Origin of the sequence: Ralstonia sp. Ralssp110 (assembly GCF_047325135.1) — a bacterium.
GTDB classification, from domain to species: Bacteria; Pseudomonadota; Gammaproteobacteria; order Burkholderiales; family Burkholderiaceae; genus Ralstonia; species Ralstonia mojiangensis.
In genome coordinates this window covers 592,197-615,642 of record NZ_CP168610.1, presented here as the reverse complement: position 1 = coordinate 615,642, position 23,446 = coordinate 592,197, and the positions used below count along the sequence as shown (strand labels likewise).

At 63.3% G+C, this 23,446-nt stretch carries 21 protein-coding genes; 10 read left to right on the top strand and 11 right to left on the bottom strand.

Features of this window, described 5'->3' with window-relative positions; all coding sequences use genetic code 11:
• Positions 1–64: 64 nt before the first annotated feature.
• Together mnmA and ACEN9T_RS11560 are read right to left on the bottom strand one after the other, a co-directional pair.
• Entirely contained in the window at positions 65–1,177 is a 1,113-nt protein-coding gene (gene mnmA, locus ACEN9T_RS11565; protein ID WP_092972456.1) for a tRNA 2-thiouridine(34) synthase MnmA, read from the bottom strand.
• The gene (locus ACEN9T_RS11560; protein WP_092972455.1) at positions 1,174–1,668 is read right to left on the bottom strand and encodes an NUDIX hydrolase; all 495 of its coding nucleotides are present in this window, start codon (positions 1,666–1,668) and stop codon (positions 1,174–1,176) included. The genes mnmA and ACEN9T_RS11560 overlap by 4 nt, the downstream gene beginning before the upstream one ends.
• 287 nt (positions 1,669–1,955) lie before the next feature.
• Here ACEN9T_RS11560 and ACEN9T_RS11555 point away from each other — a divergent pair, with 287 nt between their 5' ends.
• The 9 genes from ACEN9T_RS11555 (at position 1,956) to ACEN9T_RS11515 (ending at position 12,219) form a co-directional block, all read left to right on the top strand.
• Positions 1,956–3,095, top strand: a complete 1,140-nt coding sequence (locus tag ACEN9T_RS11555) for a Re/Si-specific NAD(P)(+) transhydrogenase subunit alpha (protein ID WP_147215965.1) — start codon at positions 1,956–1,958, stop codon at positions 3,093–3,095.
• 82 nt (positions 3,096–3,177) lie between these two features.
• Positions 3,178–3,540 (top strand): aspartate 1-decarboxylase, encoded by a 363-nt coding sequence (panD, locus tag ACEN9T_RS11550; RefSeq protein ID WP_009241493.1) that lies wholly within the window; start codon positions 3,178–3,180, stop codon positions 3,538–3,540.
• Between the two features lie 71 nt (positions 3,541–3,611).
• Positions 3,612–3,941, top strand: coding sequence for an NAD(P) transhydrogenase subunit alpha (locus tag ACEN9T_RS11545; protein ID WP_024979075.1), 330 nt, complete (start codon positions 3,612–3,614; stop codon positions 3,939–3,941).
• Positions 3,938–5,398: an NAD(P)(+) transhydrogenase (Re/Si-specific) subunit beta gene (locus ACEN9T_RS11540; protein ID WP_045202597.1), complete on the top strand. Its 1,461-nt coding sequence runs from the start codon at positions 3,938–3,940 to the stop codon at positions 5,396–5,398. The genes ACEN9T_RS11545 and ACEN9T_RS11540 overlap by 4 nt, the downstream gene beginning before the upstream one ends.
• 150 nt (positions 5,399–5,548) lie before the next feature.
• On the top strand, positions 5,549–6,586 hold the full coding sequence (locus ACEN9T_RS11535; RefSeq protein WP_092972452.1) for a two-component system response regulator: 1,038 nt from the start codon (positions 5,549–5,551) through the stop codon (positions 6,584–6,586).
• Between the two features lie 655 nt (positions 6,587–7,241).
• On the top strand, positions 7,242–8,654 hold the full coding sequence (gene phcB / locus ACEN9T_RS11530; RefSeq protein ID WP_413707772.1) for a class I SAM-dependent methyltransferase PhcB: 1,413 nt from the start codon (positions 7,242–7,244) through the stop codon (positions 8,652–8,654).
• Between the two features lie 20 nt (positions 8,655–8,674).
• On the top strand, positions 8,675–10,003 hold the full coding sequence (locus ACEN9T_RS11525) for a sensor histidine kinase (RefSeq protein ID WP_092972450.1): 1,329 nt from the start codon (positions 8,675–8,677) through the stop codon (positions 10,001–10,003).
• A gap of 7 nt (positions 10,004–10,010) precedes the next feature.
• A complete protein-coding gene (phcR, locus tag ACEN9T_RS11520; RefSeq protein WP_092972449.1) occupies positions 10,011–11,117 on the top strand; it encodes a two-component system hybrid sensor histidine kinase/response regulator PhcR in 1,107 nt (368 codons plus the stop codon).
• A gap of 82 nt (positions 11,118–11,199) precedes the next feature.
• Positions 11,200–12,219, top strand: a complete 1,020-nt coding sequence (locus tag ACEN9T_RS11515; protein ID WP_092972448.1) for a response regulator — start codon at positions 11,200–11,202, stop codon at positions 12,217–12,219.
• 33 nt (positions 12,220–12,252) lie between these two features.
• On the opposite strand, the gene ACEN9T_RS11510 is transcribed toward ACEN9T_RS11515, so the two are convergent.
• The 8 genes from ACEN9T_RS11510 to ACEN9T_RS11475 form a co-directional block, all read right to left on the bottom strand.
• Entirely contained in the window at positions 12,253–13,662 is a 1,410-nt protein-coding gene (locus ACEN9T_RS11510) for a THUMP domain-containing class I SAM-dependent RNA methyltransferase (RefSeq protein ID WP_092972447.1), read from the bottom strand.
• 129 nt (positions 13,663–13,791) lie between these two features.
• Positions 13,792–14,214: a CopD family protein gene (locus tag ACEN9T_RS11505; protein WP_027680553.1), complete on the bottom strand. Its 423-nt coding sequence runs from the start codon at positions 14,212–14,214 to the stop codon at positions 13,792–13,794.
• An 85-nt stretch (positions 14,215–14,299) separates the two neighbouring features.
• Positions 14,300–15,580 (bottom strand): glutamate-5-semialdehyde dehydrogenase, encoded by a 1,281-nt coding sequence (locus tag ACEN9T_RS11500; protein ID WP_092972446.1) that lies wholly within the window; start codon positions 15,578–15,580, stop codon positions 14,300–14,302.
• Positions 15,581–15,652: 72 nt separating this feature from the next.
• Entirely contained in the window at positions 15,653–16,729 is a 1,077-nt protein-coding gene (gene holA, locus ACEN9T_RS11495) for a DNA polymerase III subunit delta (protein WP_413707771.1), read from the bottom strand.
• 14 nt (positions 16,730–16,743) lie between these two features.
• On the bottom strand, positions 16,744–17,268 hold the full coding sequence (gene lptE / locus ACEN9T_RS11490; protein ID WP_092972444.1) for an LPS assembly lipoprotein LptE: 525 nt from the start codon (positions 17,266–17,268) through the stop codon (positions 16,744–16,746).
• Between the two features lie 31 nt (positions 17,269–17,299).
• Positions 17,300–19,933, bottom strand: coding sequence for a leucine--tRNA ligase (leuS, locus tag ACEN9T_RS11485; protein WP_092972443.1), 2,634 nt, complete (start codon positions 19,931–19,933; stop codon positions 17,300–17,302).
• Positions 19,934–20,110: 177 nt separating this feature from the next.
• Positions 20,111–20,902, bottom strand: coding sequence for a 4-hydroxy-tetrahydrodipicolinate reductase (gene dapB / locus ACEN9T_RS11480; protein WP_252690667.1), 792 nt, complete (start codon positions 20,900–20,902; stop codon positions 20,111–20,113).
• Positions 20,903–21,024: 122 nt separating this feature from the next.
• Positions 21,025–21,681: an outer membrane protein assembly factor BamE gene (locus ACEN9T_RS11475; protein WP_413707770.1), complete on the bottom strand. Its 657-nt coding sequence runs from the start codon at positions 21,679–21,681 to the stop codon at positions 21,025–21,027.
• 149 nt (positions 21,682–21,830) lie between these two features.
• Between ACEN9T_RS11475 and fur the strand changes: the two genes are divergently transcribed.
• Positions 21,831–22,262, top strand: coding sequence for a ferric iron uptake transcriptional regulator (fur, locus tag ACEN9T_RS11470; RefSeq protein WP_004632868.1), 432 nt, complete (start codon positions 21,831–21,833; stop codon positions 22,260–22,262).
• 73 nt (positions 22,263–22,335) lie between these two features.
• Here fur and ACEN9T_RS11465 read toward each other — a convergent pair whose 3' ends face one another.
• Positions 22,336–23,379: a LysR family transcriptional regulator gene (locus tag ACEN9T_RS11465; protein ID WP_413707769.1), complete on the bottom strand. Its 1,044-nt coding sequence runs from the start codon at positions 23,377–23,379 to the stop codon at positions 22,336–22,338.
• Positions 23,380–23,446 lie beyond the last annotated feature (67 nt).

The following is a 23,446-nucleotide window of genomic DNA, read 5'->3' as shown; positions in this document are numbered from 1 at the left end:
GGCGCAAGCTTAAACGAGTGCTGCAACAGCCGCAGCCGGCACAACGCAGTGTTGCGAAAACCGCTCAGGCGACCGCCTTTTCGACGATCGCCGGCTCAGCCGCAGAAATAATGCCGCCGCCCAGGCAGATTTCACCGTCGTACAACACCGCGGATTGGCCCGGCGTGACAGCCCACTGCGCTTCGGGGAAGGTCAGCGTGAGCGCGCCATTTGCCGCGCGTGCCACCGTGCAAGGCGCATCCGCCTGGCGGTAACGCGTCTTGGCGCCAAGGTGGGCGCCTTCGGTGGGCGCGTGGCCGGCCACCCAGCTCAGATCATCGGCGTGCACGGTATGCGCCAGCAGCCACGGGTGATCGTGGCCCTGCACTACGTACAGCGTATTGGCCGCCATGTCCTTGCGTGCGACGTACCAGGCATCGCCGTTGCCGTCGCGGCTGCCGCCGATGCCGATGCCCTTGCGCTGCCCCAGCGTGTAGAACGCCAAGCCGATGTGCTCGCCGATGGTCTTGCCGTCGGGCGTCTTGATCGGGCCGGGCTTGGTCGGCAGGTAGCGGTTGAGGAAATCGCGGAAAGGCCGCTCGCCAATGAAGCAGATGCCGGTGGAATCTTTTTTCTTAGCGTTCGGCAGGCCGATCTCGGCGGCGATCTCACGCACCTTCGTCTTCGGCATCTCGCCCAGCGGGAAGAGTGTGCGCGAGAGCTGTGCCTGGTTCAGCCGGTGCAGGAAATAGCTTTGGTCTTTCGTGTGATCGAATGCCTTGAGCAGCTCAAAGCGACCATCGACCTCGCGCACGCGGGCGTAGTGTCCGGTCGCGATCGTGTCGGCGCCCAGGGCCATCGCGTGATCGAGGAAGGCTTTGAACTTGATCTCGGCGTTGCAAAGCACGTCGGGATTAGGCGTGCGTCCGGCCGAATATTCGCGCAGGAAGTCCGCAAAGACGCGGTCCTTGTACTCGGCGGCAAAGTTGACGGCTTCGACATCCACGCCGATCAGGTCGGCCACCGATACCACGTCGATCCAATCCTGCCGGGTCGAGCAGTATTCGCTGTCGTCATCGTCTTCCCAGTTCTTCATGAACAGGCCGACGACGTCGTAGCCCTGCTGTTTAAGCAGCCACGCGGTCACGGACGAATCCACCCCGCCGGACATCCCAACGACGATGCGCTTCTTGCTCATGGCTGCGCTCCGAGCCCGTACACACTGGCGTGCGTATGGATGACGTCTAGCGGATAGCGCTTGCCGGCCAAGTAATCTTCGACGCAGGCGAGCAGCAACGGGCTGCGATGGCGCTCGCGGCTGGCGCGGATTTCATCCGGTGTCATCCACACGGTGCGGACGATGCCGTCGTCCAGGGCGCGGCGAGGGTCTTGGGGGCCGAGCTCGCCGGTAAATGCCATCCGCACATAGGTGATCGGATCCCCCTGCGGCGGTTGGAACTGCGCCATGTAGCAGCCCAGGAAGGCGGTCGGCACAAAGCTGTACGCGGTTTCTTCCATTGCCTCACGCGCGACGGCGTCGACCAGGCTTTCGTCTGGGTCGAGATGGCCGGCGGGCTGGTTCAGGCGCAAGCCCACATCGGTGTGCTCCTCAACCAGCAGAAAGCGCCCATCTTGTTCAATGACGGCGGCAACGGTAACGCTGGGTTTCCAGCGGACAGCTTGGTTCATGGCAAAAAGGCAACAAAAACAAGGCGTTATTGTAGCTGGAGGCTGCCCTCCACGCTTGCCCAGCGCGTTGGAGCAGACGTATATCGCCGCGCGCCGCCGTTGTGAGCAATTGAGCACACGTTTGCGCAGGATCGGCCCGCATTCCGTGTGGGTTCGGATATTCGACATGCCATTCGACGAGCGTCCGTGCGCCAAAAAGTTCGGGTAAGCTGCACGTCGATCCTGATCCAGCGCGCCTTCGTTCACTTCGCGCGCATCCTAAACATAATCAGCGAGGAGAGAACACGATGCACATCGGCATCCCGCAGGAGACGCGGGCGGACGAGACGCGCGTTGCCGCGACCCCGGAAACGGTGAAAAAGTACGTGGCGCTTGGCCATCAGGTGACGGTGCAATCGGGTGCCGGCGTCGCCGCTGCCCAGCCTGACGACGCCTACGTGGCGGCCGGCGCCAAGATCGGCACCGCCGCCGAGGCGCTTGGCGCGCAGATCGTGCTGAAGGTGCGCTCACCGGAAGCGGCGGAACTGGCGCAGATGCAGCCGGGCGCGGTACTTGTCGGCATGCTCAACCCCTTTGATGACGAAAATACGGCCCGCCTCGCCGCCGCCAACGTCACCGCGTTTGCGCTGGAAGCCGCGCCGCGCACCACGCGTGCGCAGAGCATGGACGTGCTCTCCTCGCAGGCCAACATCGCCGGCTACAAGGCCGTGATGGTGGCGGCCAACCATTACCAGCGCTTCATGCCGATGCTGATGACTGCAGCCGGCACCGTAAAAGCCGCGCGCGTGCTGATCCTTGGCGCCGGTGTGGCCGGCCTGCAGGCCATCGCCACGGCCAAGCGCCTCGGTGCTGTCATTGAGGCGTCCGATGTGCGACCGGCCGTGAAGGAGCAGATCGAATCGCTGGGGGCCAAGTTCCTCGACGTGCCGTTCCTGACGGACGAAGAGCGCGAGATCGCGCAGGGCGTGGGCGGCTATGCCCGCCCCATGCCGCCCGACTGGATGCGCCGCCAGGCTGAACTCGTGCATACGCGCGCAACCCAGGCCGACATCGTCATCACCACGGCGCTGATCCCTGGCCGCCGCGCGCCGACGCTGCTGTCCGAAGCCACCGTGCAGGCAATGAAGCCAGGCTCGGTCGTTGTCGACCTGGCAGCGGCGCAAGGCGGCAACTGCCCGCTGACCGAAGCCGACCGCGTGGTCGTCAAACACGGCGTCACGCTGGTGGGCTACACCAACCTCGCGTCGATGGTGGCGGCCGACGCCTCTGCCCTCTACGCCCGCAACGTGCTCGATTTCCTCAAGCTGATCATCGACAAGGATGGCGGCCTGAACATCAACCGCGAAGACGACATCGTGGCCGCCTGCCTGCTCAGTCAGGCCGGCCAGGTGGTGCGCGCTCCCGCAGCCACGAGCGCCGCCAAATAAGAACGGAGACGGCGGCCTGCCAGGCGTCACAACCCGGCGCGGTCGCCAGTGGCGATTTCATTTCTGTTTCAAGGAAAGCTTCATGCAACGCAACATGCTTCGCGCCAAGCTGCACCGCGCGACGGTCACCCAGGCCGATCTGGACTACGAAGGCTCGTGTGGCATCGACGAGGATCTCCTCGACGCCGCCGACATGCGCGAATACGAAAAGATCGAGCTGTACAACGTCAACAACGGCGAGCGCTTCTCGACCTACATCATCAAGGGCAAGCGCGGCTCGGGCGAGATTTCGCTCAACGGTGCCGCCGCGCGCCGCGCACATGTGGGCGATCTGCTGATCATCTGCACCTACGCGCCGATGAACGAAGAAGAAGTCGCCAGCTACAAGCCCAAGGTCGTGCTGCTGGGCGAGGGCAACAAGATCAAGGCCATCAAGGAAACCTGACACGCCAGGCGGCCCATGTCTGCATGACAGGGCCGCTTCGCACATCGACCAAGAAGCGAGGAGGAGCACTCATGGAGCTGGTCAATCACACGGTGATCAACCTGATCATCTTCGTGCTGGCGATCTACGTCGGCTACCACGTGGTTTGGACGGTCACGCCGGCGCTGCATACGCCGTTGATGGCTGTGACGAATGCCATTTCGGCCATCATCATCGTCGGCGCCATGCTGGCAGCCGGCCTGACGCAGACCGGCCTGGGTCGCACGATGGGCGTGGTGGCGGTGGCACTGGCAGCGGTCAACGTGTTTGGCGGCTTCCTGGTCACCCAGCGCATGCTGGAGATGTTCAAGAAAAAAGAGCCGAAGGCCAAGGGCGGACAGTCCGAGGGAGCCAAGCAATGAGCATGAACCTCGTCACCCTGCTGTACTTGCTGGCGTCGGTGTGCTTTATCCAAGCGCTCAAGGGGCTTTCGCACCCGACCACGGCGCGGCGCGGCAACGCGTTCGGCATGACGGGCATGGCGATCGCCGCCGTCACGACCATCGCGCTCATCTACAAGCTCAAGGCCGAGATGTTCGCCGGCACCGAGAGCGGCACATCCACGGGTTTCATCCTGATCTTCGCGGGCCTGGTGGTTGGCGGCGGCATCGGCGCCTATGTGGCACGCACGGTCGAAATGACCAAGATGCCCGAGCTGGTGGCGGCCATGCACTCGCTGATCGGTCTGGCGGCGGTGTGCATTGCCGTGGCCGCCGTGGCCGAACCGTCGGCGTTCGGCATCACGATGGCTGGTGACAACGTGCTGCCGCTGGGCAACCGCGTGGAACTGTTCATTGGCACGTTCGTCGGCGCCATCACGTTCTCCGGTTCGGTGATCGCGTTCGGCAAGCTGTCGGGCAAGTACAAGTTCCGCCTGTTCCAGGGCGCGCCGGTGCAGTTTGCCGGCCAGCACATGCTGAACTTGCTGCTGGCGGTGGCCATGCTCGGCTTCGGCATCCTGTTCTTCCTGAGCCAGAACTGGCTGCCGTTCATCATCATGACGGCCATCGCCTTTGTGCTGGGCGTGCTGATCATCATCCCCATCGGCGGCGCCGACATGCCGGTCGTGGTGTCGATGCTGAACTCGTATTCGGGCTGGGCGGCGGCGGGCATCGGCTTCTCGCTCAACAACCCGATGCTGATCATTGCCGGCTCGCTGGTCGGTTCGTCCGGTGCAATTCTGTCTTACATCATGTGCAAGGCGATGAACCGGTCGTTCTTCAACGTGATCCTGGGCGGCTTCGGTTCGGAGGCTTCCGCCGGAGCAGCCGCGGGTGGCGCGGGGCAGCAGCGCCCGGTCAAATCGGGCTCGCCGGACGATGCGGCCTTCCTCATGGGCAACGCCGAGACGGTCATCATCGTCCCCGGCTATGGCTTGGCGGTGGCGCGCGCACAGCACGCCCTGAAGGAGCTGACCGAGAAGCTGTCGGACAAGGGCGTGACGGTCAAATACGCAATCCACCCGGTCGCAGGCCGCATGCCGGGCCACATGAACGTGCTGCTGGCCGAAGCCGAAGTGCCGTACGACCAGGTGTTTGAAATGGAAGACATCAACGGTGAGTTCGGCCAGGCCGACGTGGTGCTGGTGTTGGGCGCAAACGACGTGGTCAACCCGGCCGCCAAGAACGACCCGAAGTCTCCCATTGCTGGCATGCCGATCCTGGAGGCTTACAAGGCCAAGACCATCATCGTGAACAAACGCTCGATGAACGCCGGCTACGCCGGACTCGATAACGAGCTGTTCTACATGGACAAGACCATGATGGTGTTTGGCGACGCCAAGAAGGTTGTCGAAGACATGGTCAAATCTGTCGAGTAAGGCAGGACACTGACGGCCGTCAACGGGTCGTCAGGTCCGACGGGTTCCCCTTGCCCCCGGTGGCGGCAGGCAGTAACGTAGTGCAAACGGGCAGCGTCGGCCACACCGGCCGTGCGCTGCACCCTGCCCTCTTCCGATTCCTCCCGACGTATGCAACAGGACAGCGCCCTGCCGGTCTATTTCCACCCCACCCTGACAGTGGTGGTCGACGACAGCCAATCGTTCGTGGAAAGCCTTGGGTTCCAGATGGACCCATCGCGCGCGCTGTTGGCCTTCAATGATCCGGAAGAGGCGCTGGCGTGGCTGCGCCAGTGGCATTCGCTTCGCATGCCGGGTTTCCTGCCGGTGCGCGTCACGCACGATGACCTGACGTTCTCCACCGAGCGCCGCACCATCCAGCTTGACGTCGACCGCGTCTACCGCCAGATCCACGAGGTCAATCGTTTTCTGCAGCCCTCAGTCATCGTGGTGGATTACTCCATGCCGCGCATGAACGGGCTGGAGTTCTGCGCCAAGCTCAAAGATCTGCCGTGCATGACGATCCTGCTCACGGGCATGGCCGACGAGAACATCGCCGTGCAGGGTTTCAACGACGGCCTGATCGACCGCTACATCAAGAAAGACAATCCGGCGATGGCCGAGCGGCTCAGCGCGGAAATCGAGGCATTGCAGGTGCGCTACTTCAGCAACCTGTCGAGCACACTGCGCGATCTGCTGTCGCGCCACTCGTTCAGTTTTCTGTCCGACCCCGCGATCACACGGCTCGTGCGCGAGTTGTCCACGCGCTACCGTTTCATCGAGTACTACTTGTATCCGCACCCCGCCGGCGTGCTGCTGCTCACGGCCGACGGGCGCGCCACGCTCATGGTCATCGAGACCAATGCGAGCATGCTCACGCACCTGGAAAACGCCGAGGCGTACAACGCGCCCGATGCGCTGCTCAAGGGCCTGCACGACAAGCAGATCGTCCCGTTCTTCTGGCCTGGCGATGGCATGTACACCCCAGCGTGTGTGGAGTGGGAACAATATTGCCTGCCTGCAGAGGTGTGTCAGGGGCGAGAGCCGTACTACTACGCGCTGTTCGACATGCCGAGCCATCTGCTGCCGGCACAGGTCTACAGTTACACCCAATTCCTCACCAACTACAAGCAGGATCCGGACGCGCTCACCGGCCGCAAATCACGCTGAGGCGGTGTTTCCGCTTTGCTCTGCCCTGCGGGTTTCCACATTGTGTGGGTCACATTCGGCAAGTACAATCGATTGCATCATTCGGCAGCCATGACGTCAGAGCGTGGCCCGGCTGAATCGCCCTGATGCATGCGCGGCATAGCTGCGGCATCATGGCGAACGAGGGTGCCGGCACGCAACATTCAAAGCGGCACCCCGAGTTCATTACTGTGCGGGATTCTCCTTGAGAGACGATTTGGGATGCAGCAGCGAGCCGCGCGTTCAAGCAGCGCGCGTTACGGATGTCAGGGGAGTGCATCGTTCCAATCTGGTCATGGTTCACGGTTGCACGATTCCCGTTGCACGCTGTTGATCGGCGGGCAGTAGAGGTGCCTCGGTAGCAGTACTGAAGGCGCCGGCTGCAGTCGGCCATCTTCCCCGATCTTCTCGGAGCGGGTTTGGGCGAGAGACGCCCGGGCTGGCGCGTATTGCGCACGGCCAGCGGACGGCTTCAAGCACGCTTTCACGACTGATGCGGCGGCATGCCCGGCAGTGTCGGCGGGGCGCGTCGTATTCGCGGCGCCCGGATTCGCAGTGCGATCCCGGGTGCGCGGTTGTTGGAGTGAGCGTCCCGCTTGGCAGACGTTTTCCCTGAAGTCTCCGGCAAATTCGCACCGTGTACTCACCCAACCAAATCGATCCCGCGGTCAGCTTCCGCAACTCACAGGGTCAGCAGGTCCGCGGCACCATCATCACGCTGCAGCGGCGTGCCCTGGTGATGGAGATCTACAACCCGTACTCGATCGTGCAGGTGAGCGAGGTGCTGTCCGAACTCGCGATCAAGATGGGGACGCGGCAAGCCTATCTTGGCAAGGCGGTGGTGATCAGCCTGGTGAACACGGGCCTGACCGCCGTCGTCTCGCTCACGCTGATCGACGAATGGCGCGAGCTGTCGGAAGTGGCCGACACGCCCGCCTCCGTGGGCGAAGAAGCGCGAACGTTCGTGCAGGAATGGCAGGAACGCTTCCGCATCCATCGCGACTATCAGATCGTCGTCAACGAGATGCGGGCGTTCCTGGCCGAAGTGTCACGCTGGGTAGAACAGGTGGATCTGTCGAAGACATTGCCGCGCGAAGACAACAAGCTGCGCATGGATGTCTTCCAGGAGCTGGCCGAGCCGATCATGCTCAAGCTCAAGGGTTACATGGATGGGCTGGAGTCGGAGGCGAGCAAGGTCGAGGCGGAGCTTGCACCTGCGCACCGCACGTTCGCGCAAGCCGCACTGCATCCGCTGCTGTTGCGCGCGCCGTTCATCTATCGCACGTACACCAAGCCGCTGGGCTACGCGGGCGATTACGAGATGGTCAACCAGATCCTCTCCGACCCGCGAGAAGGTCCGAACACGTACTTCCAGATCGTCAACGCCGCCTTCCTGCGCACCGACGTGGCAGAGGCGCACCGTAACCGCATCGACATTCTTGTGCAGTATCTGAGCGACCTGGCTGCACAGGCGAAGGCGGCAGGCCGGACGTTCAAGGTGCTGAACGTGGGCTGCGGGCCGGCGGTGGAAATCCAGCGCTTCATTCAGCAGCATCCCGAACCGTCGCTGCTATCGTTCGAGCTGGTGGACTTCAGCGAAGAGACGCTCGACTACACCCGCGAGCAGATGCGCCGCGCGATGGATCGCGCGCGCAAGACCGTCACCGTCGATTTCTTGCACGAGTCGGTGCATCAACTGCTCAAGCGCCGCATCACGGCCGACAGCCCGCAGGCCGGAGATTGCGATGCGGTGTACTGCGCCGGCCTGTTCGACTATCTGTCCAACAAGGTCTGCCAGCGCCTGCTCTCCTACTTTGCAGCGCGTACGCGGCCGGGCGGCGCCATTCTTGCGACCAACGTGCACGGCAACAACCCGATGCGCTTTGTGATGGAACACGTGCTGGAGTGGTATCTCGTCTATCGCGATGAACCGCTGATGGCCGAACTGCTACCCGAAGGCTCGCACGACGTGCGTGTCTATACCGACGTGACCGGCGTCAACGTATTCGCCCAGGCCAGCGTGGCCGGGCCTGCCACAGCCGCCGCTTAATCCGCTGCCCAGGAACACGCATGGAGCCCATTACACATCGCGGATACCAGGCCGAGCTGAAGCAGTTCCGGCTCGTCTTCAGCCGCATGGCAGCCGTTACGGGCATCGTTCTGGTGCTGGCAGGCGTCGGGCTGGACTACGGCATGTATGTGGACAGGCTCTGGCTGTTCGCTTCGCTGCGGGTCATCACCTCGCTCATCATGCTGGGCGCACTGCTGGTGCTGTATACGCGCTGGGGCGAAGAGCATGTGCAGAGCCTGACGTTCTTCTGGCTGATCTGTCCTCAGATCATGATCTCGTGGATGATCTACGACACCGAGGGCGCCAGTTCACCGTATTACTCGGGGCTGAACCTGGCAATCTACGCGGTAGGCATGGTGATGCCGATCGGCTTCCTGCAGGCCGTGCTGTTCGGCACCTGCACGTACATCTTCTGGGTGATCGCGTGCACGCTGCATCCGGGCGGCATCCAGTCGCGCGAGATATTCATCGTGCATTCGATGTTCATCCTGTTCTCCATTGCGACGAGCACGCTCTACACGTACTTCAACGAACGCGGGCGCTTCCAGCTCTTCCGGCTCAAGGAAGAAGTGGCGCAGAAGAACGCGCAGTTGGCGCAGACCAATCAGAACCTCACCGACATCAAGGGCCAGCTTCTGCAACAGGAAAAGATGGCCGCCATCGGTACGCTGTCTGCGGGCCTGCTGCATGAGATCAACAACCCGGTCAACTTCTGCCTGATGGCGATTGCCGTGGCGCAGGAAGACCCGACCGCCAAGGGTAGCCCGATGCTGCTCGAATGCCTGACCGATGCCAAGGAAGGCATGCAGCGCGTGCAGCACATCGTGTCCGACCTGAAGACCTTCGCTTATCGCAGCCCAGAGAAGGGCGAGGCCGATGCGCCGTTCCTGGTGGAGAAAGCCATCGACTCGGCGATCCGCCTGACCAGCCATGAGCTACGCGGCGTGACCCTCGAACGCAAACTTCCGCCGGACACGCTCGTGCGCGGCGACGAGGCGGCCATCATCGGCGTGCTTATCAACCTGCTATCGAACGCAGCGCTTGCCATGCAAAAGGTGCAGCGCGAGAACCCGCGCATCGAGATTGCCGGCGAGTGGATCGACAACCGCCTGCATGTGGTGGTGACCGACAACGGCCCGGGCATCTCTGAGAAGAACCTGTCACGCGTGTTCGAGCCGTTCTTCACCACGCGCGATGTCGGCAAAGGCCTGGGCCTCGGCCTATCGATCAGCTACAGCGTCATCCAGCGTCACGGCGGCACCCTGGCCGTGACGAGCCAGGAAGGCGAATGGGCGCGCTTCACGTTCGATCTGCCGCGCTCGGAGTAGACGCATCATGGACACCACGCCGGACACCGTCACCATCCTCTACGTCGACGACGAAGCGCAAGCCTGCAAATGGTTTGCGCGCACGATCGGCACCGGCTACGAGGTGCTGACGGCCAACAGCGTCGAAGAGGCCAAAACCGTGCTGCACGATTCGCACGAACGCATCAGCGTGGTCCTGACGGACTTCCGCATGCCGGGCGGCGACGGCACCGAACTGCTGCGCTTCATCGATGCGGAATACGGCGACATCGCTACCATCCTCGTCACCGCGTATGCCGACAAGGATTTGTTGATTCAGGCCGTGAACACCGGGCGCGTGTTCAAGATCCTGGAGAAGCCCTATCAGCCCGAAGACGTGCGGCGCTCGCTGCAAGAGGCACTGGCACTGCGCCAGGATCGCCTCTTGCGTACCCAGCGCCTCATGGCAATCGACGAAACGCTGGCTTTTCTTGCGCACGAGCTGAACACGCCATTGGCCGCCATCTCGAACTTTGCACGCGGCATCCGCATGCGCATAGACCAGACCGATCCCACGCCCGGGGCCCTTCCCGAAATCGGCCGCGCCGCCGATCGCGTGCAGGACAACGCGCGCTACTGCCTCTCGGTGATCGCCACGTTTCTGAATTCGGTGCGCAACACGTATGGCAAGCCCGGCACAGCAGCTACGCCCAACAGCGCGGGTGGGCTGATCCGCTCGTTGTTTGACACATACCCGTTCACGAACGCGCAGCGCGAATGGGTGTCGTACCGCGTGGAAGACGATTTTCCGATCCAGACGCTGCCCAACTGCGTGATGCTCGTGCTCTCGTCGCTCACGAGCAACGCGTTGCAGGCATTGCGGCACACCAATGCGCCGAAGCTTGAAATTGTTGCCAGCCGTGTGCCGGACGCCGGAACTACACAGCACATGATCCGCATTGAGGATAACGGCCCCGGTATCGCGCGCGACGTTCTCGCGCGGCTGACCATCGACCCCGTGACGACGCGCGCCGAAGAAGGCGGCAACGGCATGGGCATGATTTTTTGTACGCGGATCATGCAATCGTTCGGGGGAGCGATTGCGATTGATTCCGCACCCAGCGCAGGCACGCGCGTGACTCTCACGTTCCCATGACAAGACCACAAGACTTACGAACCAGGCCGTACGTGATCCGCGCGTTTGCCGTATCGGCTGCAATTGCTATGAGGAGTGACGGATGACCAATCCCGGGGGCCACACGCCTACTAACCCGCCCAAGATCCTGTACGTGGACGACGAGACATTGGCGCTGACTTACTTCGGCCGTGCCATCGGTTCACTGGCGCCGGTCGTCACCGCCACCTCGGTCGAAGAAGGCAAGCGCATGCTCGACGAGCACGCCGCCACGCTCGGCGTGCTCGTGTCGGACCAGCGCATGCCCGGTGAACTCGGCAACGAGTTGCTGCGCTACGCACGCGAGCGCTATCCACACCTCGTGCGCATCCTGACGACCGCCTACTCCGAAATCGAAGACACGGTGGAGGCCGTCAACCAGGGGCAGATTCACCGCTACATCAAGAAACCGTGGGACATCACCGCGCTGCGCGTGGAACTGAAGCAGGCATTGGAATTCTCCGATCTGCGTCGCGAACGTGACGCGCTGCTGCGCGAGAAGATGACCGTGCGCCAAAGCCAGACGCTTACACATCGCATCGGTGCGCTGCAGACGCTGTACCTCGCGGTGTCGGGGCTGTCGTCGTTCAGCGCCGTCAACGATTACCTGCGTGCCGCCGCCGCCGTGGGCCTGCAATCGCTGGCACAGCCCGACTGGGCGATGAAGGATTACACCGAGCTGGTCGGCGAAGAAAGCCTGCGTACCGGTGAGTTCAGCCACGCAGTGCGGCAGGCATATGTGGACTTGTCATCGCGCTTTGACAGCAAGCCCGCGGCGCAGGCGTTGGAAGTGCTGGCCGAGGTGCTTGACGGCAAGGTGTCGCCGTCAGGCAGCGATGCGGCGGCGGTAGTGGATCTCACCGCGCTGACGGAATTCCTGGAGGCGGCGTCCACGCACAAGGTGTCGGAATCGCACGCCAAGTGGCTGGCGTTCCTGCTGTGGCTCGACGGCAAGGGTTGGTCGCTCACGGCCGAGCGCGATGGTGCGACGGTCAAGCTGCGCCTGCTCGACAACCAGACGCAGCTCACGCCGGATCAACTCGCGGCGTGGATGGAACATTTCCAGGATCTGCAGGCCGCCTGAAAGGAGCCCGCAGTTGTCATACAACGCCGATGCTTATGCGTCGGCGTTGTCGTTTGAAGCATCGCCCTGCGCGGTCCGCTCGGGCCGATCGCGCATGCCGCCCTTCACCATATCGAAGCGGAACAGACGGCATTCGATGTTGCCGTTGTAGAGCGGCGTGCGCTGCGATTCCTTCAGCCGCATCCGACGCGGCATCGACAGATCGCCTGTGAAGACGAACGCCTTCCATCCGGCAAATTCGCGCTTGAGCGTACCGGCAAAGGCTTGCGCAAATTCGTTGGCAGCGGCCTCTTCCTCGGGGTCGAGCGGCGGTGGCGGCTCCGGCTGGCGCAGCTCGCGCATCGGACGGCGACCATCATCGCGCGGGGCGCCCATTGCGCGGCTGGCGCGCTCGAACACGGTGCCATCCTCGTCGCCCTCACCTTCCGGCCGGCGGCGGCGCGAACCGTGTGCACCACGCACGACAATACGCTCGCCGTAAGGTGGATTCATCAGCAACACACCGGCAGTCTCGAACGGCGGCTTGCCGAAACGCGCATCGACTTGCTTGAGCACCGGCTCGCCCGGCAGGCCGGCACGCTGCCAGTTGGCGGCGGCATAGGCGAGCATGTCGGTGGAAATATCGGCGCCGGCCACCAGCGGCGGCGTACGGCGCATGGATGCGGCAGCCGCGTCGGCAGCGGCTTCGCGCAGGCGCTTGAAGCATTTAGCGTCGTGGTCCTGCAACCACTCGCAAGCGAAGGCGCGTTGCCCACCCGGTGCAATGCCAAGCGCACGTTGCGCTGCTTCCACGAGGAACGTGCCGCTGCCGCACATCGGATCGTAGAACGGCATGCCGTGAGCACCCGTCCAGCCCGTCAGGCGCAGGATGCCCGCGGCGAGGTTTTCCTTCAGCGGTGCCTCGCCCTTTTCCTGGCGCCAGCCGCGCTTGAAGAGCGGCTCGCCGGTGGTGTCGAGGTAGATCGTGCAGTCGGTCTCGGTCAGGTACGCGTAGATACGCACGTCGGGGGAGACCGTATCGACGCTGGGCCGCGCGCCCATGCGTTGGCGGAAGCGGTCACACACCCCGTCCTTCACGCGCAAGCCGACAAACTTCAAGCTCTGCAACGGCGATTTGTGCGCCGTCACGTCCACACGAATCATCTCGTCGGGCGTGAAGTAATCCTCCCATCGCTGCGCGGCGGCCAGCGCGTAGATGTCGTCTTCCGAGCGATACCCGCGCGAAGCCAGGCGCATCAGCACACGGCTGGCGATGCGGCTGTGCAGGTTGACGGCATACGCCGCACCCTGCGTGCCGAAGAAGTGCACACCACCCGGCACGGTGCGGCCCACCTCGAACGCCGCCAGCTCATCCACCTCGGGGCGGATGGCGATTTCGGCCAGTTCATCGGCCAGCGCCTGTTCTAGCCCACGGGGGCATGGCGCGAAGTAAGCAGTTGCCATCGGAAAACAAAATAGTTAGAGATCGCTGCAAAATGAAGCGATGCGGTTCTGACGGTTCAACGCCGACGCAGACAGTACAAGTCGTACGGCAAGGAGGGGTTGGGCCGTCAGAATCATTTTGCAGGGATCTCAGAACGGCTTGACGACCACCAGGATCGTAATCGCCAGCAACAACAGCACCGGCAGTTCATTGAACCAGCGGTAGAACTTGTGGGAGCGCTTATTGGCGCCCGCCTCGAACTTGCGCAGTAGCACGCCACAACCGTGGTGATATCCGATCGTCACGAGCACCAGTGCGAGCTTCGCGTGCATCCAGCCATTAGGCGGATACAGTCCGATGCGATATCCCAGGAACAGCCACAGCCCAAGCAGGATCGCGACAATCGCCAGCATGGTCGTGAAGCGGAACAGCTTGCGCGCCATGATCAGCAGGCGCGTGATGGCCGCTCGCTCGGTTTCCATCGCCAGGTTGACGAAAATGCGCGGCAGATAGAACAGCCCGGCAAACCACGACGCAATGAAGACGATGTGAAAGGCTTTGACCCAGAGCATGCGAACAGTCCCGTGAATGGTGAAGCGCGAACGGTAAACACATCGCGCGCCGCTCGCGGTGGCGCTCAACGTGCAACAAGCGATATCAGGAGCGGATCTCGCCGTGCCCGAACACGACGTACTTCAACGAGGTCAGCCCCTCCAACCCGACCGGTCCACGCGCGTGGAGCTTGTCGTTTGAGATGCCGATCTCGGCGCCCAGGCCGTACTCGAAGCCATCGGCAAATCGCGTGGACGCGTTGATCATCACGCTGGCCGAATCGACCTCGCGCAGGAAGCGCATGCCGGTCGAATAGTTCTCGGTGATGATGGAATCGGTGTGTGCGGAGCCGTAGGTGTTGATGTGCTCGATGGCGGCGTCCAGGCCGTCAACGGTGCGGATCGACAGGATCGGCGCAAGGTATTCGGTGTGCCAGTCGGCCTCGATGGCGTCCTTCAGATTGCCGAAGCCGACGGCTTCCAGCGTGGCGCGCGTGGCTGGGCACACGCGCAGTTCGACGCCCTTGTCCTGGTAGATCTTCGCCAGCGGCGGCAACACCCGCGCAGCCACATCGCGCGACACGAGCAGCGTCTCCATCGTGTTGCACGGCGCATAGCGCTGCGTCTTGGCGTTGTCGCACACGCGCACGGCCTTTTCGATGTCCGCATCGGCGTCAATGTAGACGTGGCAGATGCCGTCCAGGTGCTTGATCATCGGCACCCGGGCTTCTTCGATCAGGCGCGCGATCAGGCTCTTGCCACCGCGCGGCACAATCACGTCGACATACTCCGTCATGGTGATGAGCTTGCCGACCGCCGCGCGGTCTGTGGTGGCCACCACCTGCACGGCGTTGGCAGGCAAACCGGCATCGGCCAGCCCTTCCTCGATGAGCGCCGCCAGCGCGCCATTCGATTCGATCGCCTCGGAGCCGCCGCGCAAAATGGTCGCGTTACCTGACTTGATGCACAGCGCCGCGGCATCCACCGTCACGTTCGGACGCGACTCATAGATGATGCCGATCACGCCAAGCGGCACGCGCATCTGGCCGACCTGGATGCCGGTCGGACGAAACTTCATGTTGCTGATCTCGCCAATGGGGTCCGGCAGCGCGGCGATCTGCTCCAGGCCAGTGGCCATGGTATCGATGGCACGGTCGGTGAGCGTCAGGCGGTCGATGAAGGCAGCATCCTGGCCGTTGGCGCGGGCACGCTCGACGTCTCGGGCGTTGATTTCTTTGAGCTTGGCAGCATCGCGACGGATGGCGGCCGCAATATGCAACAGCGCGCGGTTCTTTTGCGCTGTGCCGGCCCGGGCCATGCCACGCGAGGCGGTGCGCGCCTGACGGCCGACCAGGGCCATGTATTCGTTCACGTCGAGCTGCTTCATGATGATCGCGACCGGCGAGCTGCCGGCAAATTCAGTGTGAGGACAATTCGGAGGCTTGCGCCGATAGGCGGATCAGGCCGGCACCAGGAGGCTGCCCGGCCGCGCGATGCGCATCGCCAGTTGCAGCAGGCCATCCCATGGCTCGGCCGGCAGCGATGGTTCGCGCAAGCCCTTGACCTGCCGATCCAGCTTGGCGGCCATGGAGAGCGCACCCTCCAGCTCGTGCTGTGACAGCCGCTGCGCCGCCTGCGGCACCAGCCGCTCGCGTGGCCCCCACACCCGGAGTTCTCGCAGCATGGACGCCACCGGCTTGCCTTGGGCCGCGCCCGAGGCGATTTTTGATAATACGCGAATTTCTTCCGTCAACGTCCAGAGGACCAGGACCGTGGCCTCGCCCTCGCCGCGCAAGCCTTCGAGCATGCGCACCAGACGCGGCACATCTCCAGCCAGCATGGCTTCGGACAGCTTGAACACGTCGTAGCGCGCCACGTTGAGCACCGCATCGTGCACATCGTCGAACATCAGCACGCCCGGAGGATGCAGCAGACCAAGCTTCTGGATTTCCTGATGCGCGGCCAACAGATTGCCTTCCACACGGTCGGCAATGAACTGCAGGGCGCGTCGACCAGGCTCACCGGGCTCCACACGCTGCTGCTGGCGCGCGAGGCGCTCGCCAATCCAGCCGGGCAGCTTGGTACGGTCTACCGAATCGATCTTGATCGACACGCCGGCGCCTTCCAGCGCGGCAAACCACGCCGACTTGGCGGTCGCAAAGTCCAAACGCGGCAGCGTGATCAGCGTGAGGGTATCGGTGGCGGGGCCCGACGGCGTGCCTGCAGCCAATGCGCGCAATGCCTCACCGCCATCCTTGCCGGGCTTACCGGATGGAATGCGCAGCTCGACGATCTTGCGATCCCCGAACAGCGACATCGACTGCTGCGCCTCGGTCACGCGCGACCACGAAAAACCGCGCTCGACGCTCATCACCTCGCGCTCGGTAAAGCCCTGCGCGCGTGCGGCCTGGCGCAGCGCATCGACCGCTTCCAGTGCGAGCAGGTGCTCATCCCCGTGCACCACATACAGCGGCGCCAGACCTTTGGCGCCGGCCTGCTTGAGGTGCCCTTCGAGCGCGTCGAGCCGCAGTTGCATGACCAGCCGGCCGCTTATGACGGCAGCTTCACGGCACCGAGGCGCCGCACGAGCTGATTAATCGTATCGCCCTGCATGTCGCGGTAGAGCGCCGCTTCTTCGTAGTCCTTGGCGAGCACCTGCGTCTCGTTATACGAGAGATCGCGGAACTGCGTGATTTCCGACGGGGGGATCAGCAGGTTGTCGTGCGCATCGCGCAGCTGGAAGCGGAAGCGATACGTGATGCGGTATTCGCGCACCACACCTTGCGGCGTGAGCGACGAGATGGTCTTCACGCGGTCTTCGGCCAGCACGTCGAGCAACGCATCGGCGTCTTTCTTGTCCGACACGATCACGGTGTCGGAGCCGTTGTCGATCAGCCGCCGCAGCTGCGCGCGCATCTGCGAGTTCTGCGGCAGGTTGATGTACAGCCGCTTGAACGCGAAGTCGGTATTGCCCCGCATATGGAAGCCGCAGGCGGACAGCGTCGGCAGCGCGATCGCCAGGGCAAGGACAGAGCGACCAAAGCGGCGGCGGGACAAACCTCGGGACAACGACATAACCATGCGTTCCTTGAGTGGGATGGCCCGGTCAGGCCACCACGTTCACCAGACGGCCCGGCACCACGATGATCTTCTTGGGCGGCTTGCCTTCAGCAAATTTCTGAACCGCTTCGTCCTTGGCGGCAATCGCTTCGATGGCGGCACGGTCGGCATCGGCCGGGACGATGATGCTGCCGCGTACCTTGCCGTTGACCTGCAGCACGAGTTCGATCTCGCTCTGCACCAGCGCGCCTTCGTCGACCTGCGGCCACGGGGCGTCGAGCAAGTCGCCATACGCGCCGGCGTAGCCCAGTTCCGTCCACAGCACGTGGGTGATGTGCGGCACCACCGGATACAGCACGCGCAGCAGCAGCCCCAGGCCTTCGCGGCGCGCATCGGCACCCGCGTCCTTGGCGCCTTCCAGCGCGTTGAGCATCTTCATCGTCGCCGAGACGACGGTGTTGTACTGCAGACGCTCGTAGTCGTAGTTGGCCTGCTTGAGCACGGTGTACAGCTCACGGCGCAGCGCGCGATCGGCATCCGTTGCACCCGCCACGACGCCATTACCGTGACCAGCGCGAATTGCATCAGCGTGCGCCACGCCAAAGTTCCACAGACGGCGCAGGAAGCGCGAGGCGCCTTCCACACCGGCATCGTTCCACTCGAGCTGTTGCTCGGGCGGCGCTGCGAACATCGTGAACAGGCGCGCCGTGTCGGCACCGTATTGGTCGATCAGCGCTTGCGGGTCGATGCCGTTGTTCTTCGACTTCGACATCTTCTCCACACCGCCGATCACCACCGGCTGGCCGTCGGCCTTGAGCGTGGCTCCCACCGGGCGACCGCGCTCGTCGGTCTGCACGTCAACATCGGCCGGGTTGATCCACTGCTTCTTGCCTGAGGCATCTTCGCGGTAGTACGTCTCGTTGAGCACCATGCCCTGCGTGAGCAGGTTGGTGAACGGCTCGTCGAACTTGACCAGCCCCAGGTCACGCATGACCTTGGTCCAGAAGCGCGCGTACAGCAGGTGCAGGATCGCGTGCTCGATGCCGCCGATGTACTGATCCATCGGCATCCAGTAATCGTTGCGGGCGTCGACCATGGTGTCGCCGTCCGGGCACGTATAGCGCATGTAGTACCAGCACGAATCGATGAACGTATCCATCGTGTCGGTCTCGCGGCGCGCAGGCTTGCCGCACGACGGGCACGTGCATTCCAGGAAACGCGGGTCCTTGTTCAGCGGGTTGCCCGTGCCATCCGGAACGAGGTCTTCGGGCAGGCGCACCGGCAGATCCTGTTCGGGCACCGGCACGACGCCGCAGCTCTCGCAATGGATCAGCGGGATCGGCGTGCCCCAGTAGCGCTGACGCGAGATGCCCCAGTCGCGCAGGCGCCAGGTGGTCTTCTTCTCGCCCAGGCCTTGTGCGGCCAGATCGGCAGCCACGGCGTCGACAGCCTGTTGATAATTCAGGCCGTCGTACTTGCCGCTGTGGAACAGCACGCCGTGTTCCTTGTCGCCGTACCAATCGGCCCAGGTGGTCGTGTCGTACGACTGCCCCTTCACGTCGATGACTTGCTTGATGGGCAGCCTGTACTTGTTGGCGAAGGCGAAGTCGCGCTCGTCGTGCGCGGGCACGCCCATCACGGCGCCATCGCCGTAGGTCATCAGCACGTAGTTGCCGACCCACACCGGCACGGATTCGCCCGTGAGCGGGTGCGTGACGGTCAGGCCAGTCGGCATGCCCTTCTTTTCCATGGTGGCCATGTCGGCTTCCATGACGCTACCGTGCTTGCACTCTTCGATGAAGGCCGCAAGTGCCGGGTTCGTCTGAGCGGCGTGCGTAGCGATGGGGTGTTCAGCGGCCACGGCGCAGAAGGTCACGCCCATGATGGTGTCGGCACGCGTTGTGAAGACGTACAGCTTGCCGTCGTTGATCAGCTTGCCGTCGTCACCGGAAATGTTGTGCGGGAATGCAAAACGCACACCCTCGCTCTTGCCGATCCAGTTCTGCTGCATGAGCTTGACACGCTCCGGCCAGCCCAGCGGATCAAGGTCGGAGAGCAGCTCCTGCGCATACTTGGTGATGCCCAGGTAGTACATCGGGATCTCGCGCTTTTCCACGATCGCGCCCGAGCGCCAGCCGCGCCCATCGATCACCTGCTCGTTGGCGAGTACGGTCTGGTCCACCGGGTCCCAGTTGACGGTGCCGGTCTTGCGGTAGGCGATGCCCTTTTCGAGCATCTTCAGGAACAGCCACTGGTTCCAGCGGTAATAGTCCGGGCTGCACGTCGCCACTTCGCGCGACCAGTCGATCGCCAGACCCATCGACTGCATCTGCTTCTTCATGTAAGCGATGTTGTCGTAGGTCCATGCAGCCGGTGCCACGCCGTTGTTGAGCGCGGCGTTTTCCGCCGGCATGCCGAAGGCGTCCCAGCCCATCGGCATCAGCACGTTGTACCCCTTCATGCGCAGCTGACGCGTCATCACGTCATTGATCGTGTAGTTGCGCACGTGGCCCATATGCAGCTTGCCCGACGGATACGGCAGCATCGAGCACGCGTAGAACTTGGGCTTGTCCGAGCCGTCAGCAGCGCGCGCGTGTTCGGTCACGCGGTAGGCATCCAGGGCCTGCCAATGTTGCTGCGCTTGCTGTTCGACTTCAGACGGGGAGTATTTGTCTTGCATGGTGATGGGTCGTCCGGGTGCCCCGGGCGATTGCAGCCGCGCCACCAACGCGCGCAGCCGGATTGAATAACGGAAAAGGCCCGATTATACCGTCGCCACCCGCCCCATCCGGGCGATCGCGAGCAGTGAAAAAAAGGCGCCGGACGGGCTTGCCGGCGCCTTTTCCTACCCGCCTGATTACAAGCCGAGCACGTCGTTCATGTCGTACAAACCTTTCTTGCCGGCCACATACACCGCTGCGCGTACGGCACCTTCGGCATACGACTGGCGCGTGTTGGAGCGATGCGTGATCTCGATGCGCTCGCCGTCACCGGCAAACAGCACGGTGTGGTCGCCTACGATGTCGCCGCCGCGCACCGTGGCAAAACCGATGGTGCCCAGCTCCCGCGGGCCGGTCTCGCCTTCGCGGGCATAGACCGCGCGATCGGCCAGTTTGGTGCCCTGTGCCTCGGCTACGATCTCGCCCATCTTGAGCGCGGTGCCCGACGGCGCGTCAATCTTGTGCTTGTGGTGCGCCTCGATGATCTCGACGTCGTAGCCCTGCGCCAGGATCTTCGCGGCGACTTCGATCAGTTTGAAGGTCGCATTCACGCCCACGCTCATGTTCGGGGCCCAGACCACGCCGATCGACTCACCGTAGGTCTTGAAGCTGGCCTTCTGCTCTGCCGTGAAACCGGTCGTACCGATCACGACGGCAGTGCCCAGTTCACGCGCCACATTCAGGTGATTGAGCGTCGCGTCAGGACGCGTGAAATCGATCAACACGTCGGCCTGCGAGAGCCCCGCACGCACGTCGTCGGTCACAATCACGCCCGTGGTCTTGCCAAGCTTGGCGCCGGCGTCCTGTCCCACGGCATCGCTGCCAGCGCGGTCCAGCGCGGCGCCCAGTGTCACGCCCGGCGTGCGTAGTACGGTGTCGATCAGCATCTGGCCCATGCGGCCCGAGGCGCCTGCAATCGCAATTTTCATGTCGGTGGAAGCGAAAAGCTGCAAAAGAAAAACGGTCTGTAAAACGCACAAGCGGCGGAACCCGTCCGCCGCTCGCTCGAAGTCGTGATGCCGGCGCGCTGGCTATGCGCGCTTAACGGCGTTCACTGCGATTGGGTGGCCGGCGGCGGAACGCTGGTGTCAGTACCACCACCGCCAGTGCGGCGCTCCGGCAGCGTCACGTCAACGTTGTTTTTGGAACCGGTGGTCGACTGCACGCGGTCAGTGACTTCAGCCGACGGAATCGACGGTGCGCGCGCTGCCGGAGCGGCGCCCGCAGCGGCGGCAGCTTGCGCGGCATCCTTCTTCGGGCGCTTGATGCCATCGATCTCGGAGATCAGCTCCGATTCGGACGGCAGCTCATCAGCGCCCACCCACTTGGAGAGACGATCGCCGTCAAACCACACGGTCAGCTTGCGTTCCTGCACAACGGCCGTGTTGCCACGCTTGAACGAGAAGATGTAATCCCAGCGGTTGGCATGGAACATATCCGTCAACAGCGGCGTGCCGAGTACGAAGCGCACCTGGTCGCGCGTCATGCCTTCCTTGAGCTGCGCTGCTTGCTCGCGCGAGACGAAATTGCCTTGCACAATATCGATGCGATACGGCGTGATGGCATTGGCGATCTTGCGCGTGGTGCTGTCATAGGTGCCGCATCCGGCCAGCAACGCCGACGCAGCGAGCATGGCACCCACCAACAGGCCGCCACGACGGGCGACGTGGGTAAAACGGACAGGACTGCGCGCAAAGGAAAAGGTCATGAGCGATCGGCCTTCAAACGGTTCCGGACATGCCGGTACGGGAGGAATCGGCGACGGCTGGGCACATCGTGCATGCCCGTCAATAGGACTTTTGCCGCCAAAACCCTTATGATTGGAATCCGAACATTGTACTCTAGGGAGCCTGGCGCATGCCGAGTCCTGCAGACCTCAAGAACATCGGTCTGAAAGCCACGGTGCCGCGGTTGAAGATCCTCGAGATCTTTCAGACCAGCGAAGAGCGCCATATGAGCGCCGAAGACGTGTACCGCATCCTGCTCGCCGAGCACATGGACATTGGCCTGGCCACGGTCTATCGCGTGCTGACGCAGTTCGAACAGGCGGGCCTGCTGTCACGCAACAACTTCGAGTCCGGCAAGGCCATCTACGAACTCAACGAGGGCAAGCACCACGATCACTTGGTGTGCCTCGATTGCGGCCGCGTGGAAGAATTTTTCGATGCCGAGATCGAGCAGCGCCAGCAGAGCATCGCCCGTGCGCGCGGCTTTGCGCTGCAGGAGCACGCGCTGTCGCTCTATGGCAATTGCACGAAGGAAGCCTGCCCGCATCGACCAAAGCGCTGAAGCGTTACATCGCAAAAGAAAACGGCCGCATCGTCTGCGGCCGTTTTTCATTGGAGCGGCGAGATGGCGGATGTCAGGCGGACAGCCGCGTCTCGTCCTCCTTTTCTGCGTCGCCCTGGCCGCCTTTTTCTGCCTTGCCGTGCTCATTGGCCTGCATGGGCGGATGCGCCGGAGCGCCTGACGCCTGCCCGGTGTATTCGGCTACGACCTGCTTGAAGAGCTGACGCGCCCACACAAGCATCGGATGCGTGTTGCGGCTACGGTGCCACAGCATGTTCAGGCCCAGCACGGTTTCAAGCTCCGCGGGCAGCGGGAACGCGTTCAGGTCGTACATCTTGCAGACCATGTCTTTCATCAGCGAGTTGACCGTGAAGATCATGTCGGTCTGGGCGGCCACTTCGCCCTGCGTGCGCCAGCTATGCACGGTCATGGTCGAGTTGCGCTTGAGGCCGCGCTGCTGCAAGGCGTAGTCCAGCGGGATGAGCGACGGCGCAACGCGGCTGCCGGGGCTGCCCTGCGCGATGAAGATATGCTCGCAGTCGAGGTATTGCTCGAGCGTGCAGCGATCCCCGAGGATCGGGTGGTCCTTGCGCGCGCAGACCCACATGTTGAAGGAGGTCACGACCTCTTCCATGATCTCGGGGTGGCGCGTGGGGAACGGCGAGAACGCCAGGTCCAGCTCGTTCGCACGCATGGCCGCCACATCGGCTTCCCACGAAGACGACTCAGTCAGGCGCACCTGCAATGCCGGCGCCAGACGCTTGATGCGCAGCAGGAAGCGATCGAACAGCGCATCCCCCAACGTGCCGGCAAAGCTGACGTTGAACGTGCCGGTGGCTTCGGCCGGGTCAAACGTGGCGATATCGCCCTCGTTGATGGCGGCCCACAGGTCGAGCATCTCACGCACTTTGGGACCCAGTTCGAGCGCCTTGGGCGTCGGCGTCAGGCCGTGCGGGACACGGATAAAGAGGGGATCGTCGAAAATTTCGCGCAAGCGGCCCAGCGAATGCGAGACAGCCGGTGCGGTCATGTGCATCTTTTCAGCCACGTAGGTGGCGTTGCGCTTGCTGAGCAGCTCAACAAAAATCACCAGCAGCTTGGTATCGACGTTGACCATGGGACGCCTTGGCTCGAACACGTTGGAAAACTGGAAAGGCAACCATTGCCAAGGCAATGGGCCGGAC

Coding starts and splice junctions, on each gene's coding strand:
- mnmA (WP_092972456.1), bottom strand. CDS start 1,177: ATGAGCAAGAAGCGCATCGTCGTTGGGATGTCCGGCGGGGTGGATTCG.
- ACEN9T_RS11560 (WP_092972455.1), bottom strand. CDS start 1,668: ATGAACCAAGCTGTCCGCTGGAAACCCAGCGTTACCGTTGCCGCCGTC.
- ACEN9T_RS11555 (WP_147215965.1), top strand. CDS start 1,956: ATGCACATCGGCATCCCGCAGGAGACGCGGGCGGACGAGACGCGCGTT.
- panD (WP_009241493.1), top strand. CDS start 3,178: ATGCAACGCAACATGCTTCGCGCCAAGCTGCACCGCGCGACGGTCACC.
- ACEN9T_RS11545 (WP_024979075.1), top strand. CDS start 3,612: ATGGAGCTGGTCAATCACACGGTGATCAACCTGATCATCTTCGTGCTG.
- ACEN9T_RS11540 (WP_045202597.1), top strand. CDS start 3,938: ATGAGCATGAACCTCGTCACCCTGCTGTACTTGCTGGCGTCGGTGTGC.
- ACEN9T_RS11535 (WP_092972452.1), top strand. CDS start 5,549: ATGCAACAGGACAGCGCCCTGCCGGTCTATTTCCACCCCACCCTGACA.
- ACEN9T_RS11525 (WP_092972450.1), top strand. CDS start 8,675: ATGGAGCCCATTACACATCGCGGATACCAGGCCGAGCTGAAGCAGTTC.
- phcR (WP_092972449.1), top strand. CDS start 10,011: ATGGACACCACGCCGGACACCGTCACCATCCTCTACGTCGACGACGAA.
- ACEN9T_RS11515 (WP_092972448.1), top strand. CDS start 11,200: ATGACCAATCCCGGGGGCCACACGCCTACTAACCCGCCCAAGATCCTG.
- ACEN9T_RS11510 (WP_092972447.1), bottom strand. CDS start 13,662: ATGGCAACTGCTTACTTCGCGCCATGCCCCCGTGGGCTAGAACAGGCG.
- ACEN9T_RS11505 (WP_027680553.1), bottom strand. CDS start 14,214: ATGCTCTGGGTCAAAGCCTTTCACATCGTCTTCATTGCGTCGTGGTTT.
- ACEN9T_RS11500 (WP_092972446.1), bottom strand. CDS start 15,580: ATGAAGCAGCTCGACGTGAACGAATACATGGCCCTGGTCGGCCGTCAG.
- holA (WP_413707771.1), bottom strand. CDS start 16,729: ATGCAACTGCGGCTCGACGCGCTCGAAGGGCACCTCAAGCAGGCCGGC.
- lptE (WP_092972444.1), bottom strand. CDS start 17,268: ATGTCGTTGTCCCGAGGTTTGTCCCGCCGCCGCTTTGGTCGCTCTGTC.
- leuS (WP_092972443.1), bottom strand. CDS start 19,933: ATGCAAGACAAATACTCCCCGTCTGAAGTCGAACAGCAAGCGCAGCAA.
- dapB (WP_252690667.1), bottom strand. CDS start 20,902: ATGAAAATTGCGATTGCAGGCGCCTCGGGCCGCATGGGCCAGATGCTG.
- ACEN9T_RS11475 (WP_413707770.1), bottom strand. CDS start 21,681: ATGACCTTTTCCTTTGCGCGCAGTCCTGTCCGTTTTACCCACGTCGCC.
- fur (WP_004632868.1), top strand. CDS start 21,831: ATGCCGAGTCCTGCAGACCTCAAGAACATCGGTCTGAAAGCCACGGTG.
- ACEN9T_RS11465 (WP_413707769.1), bottom strand. CDS start 23,379: ATGGTCAACGTCGATACCAAGCTGCTGGTGATTTTTGTTGAGCTGCTC.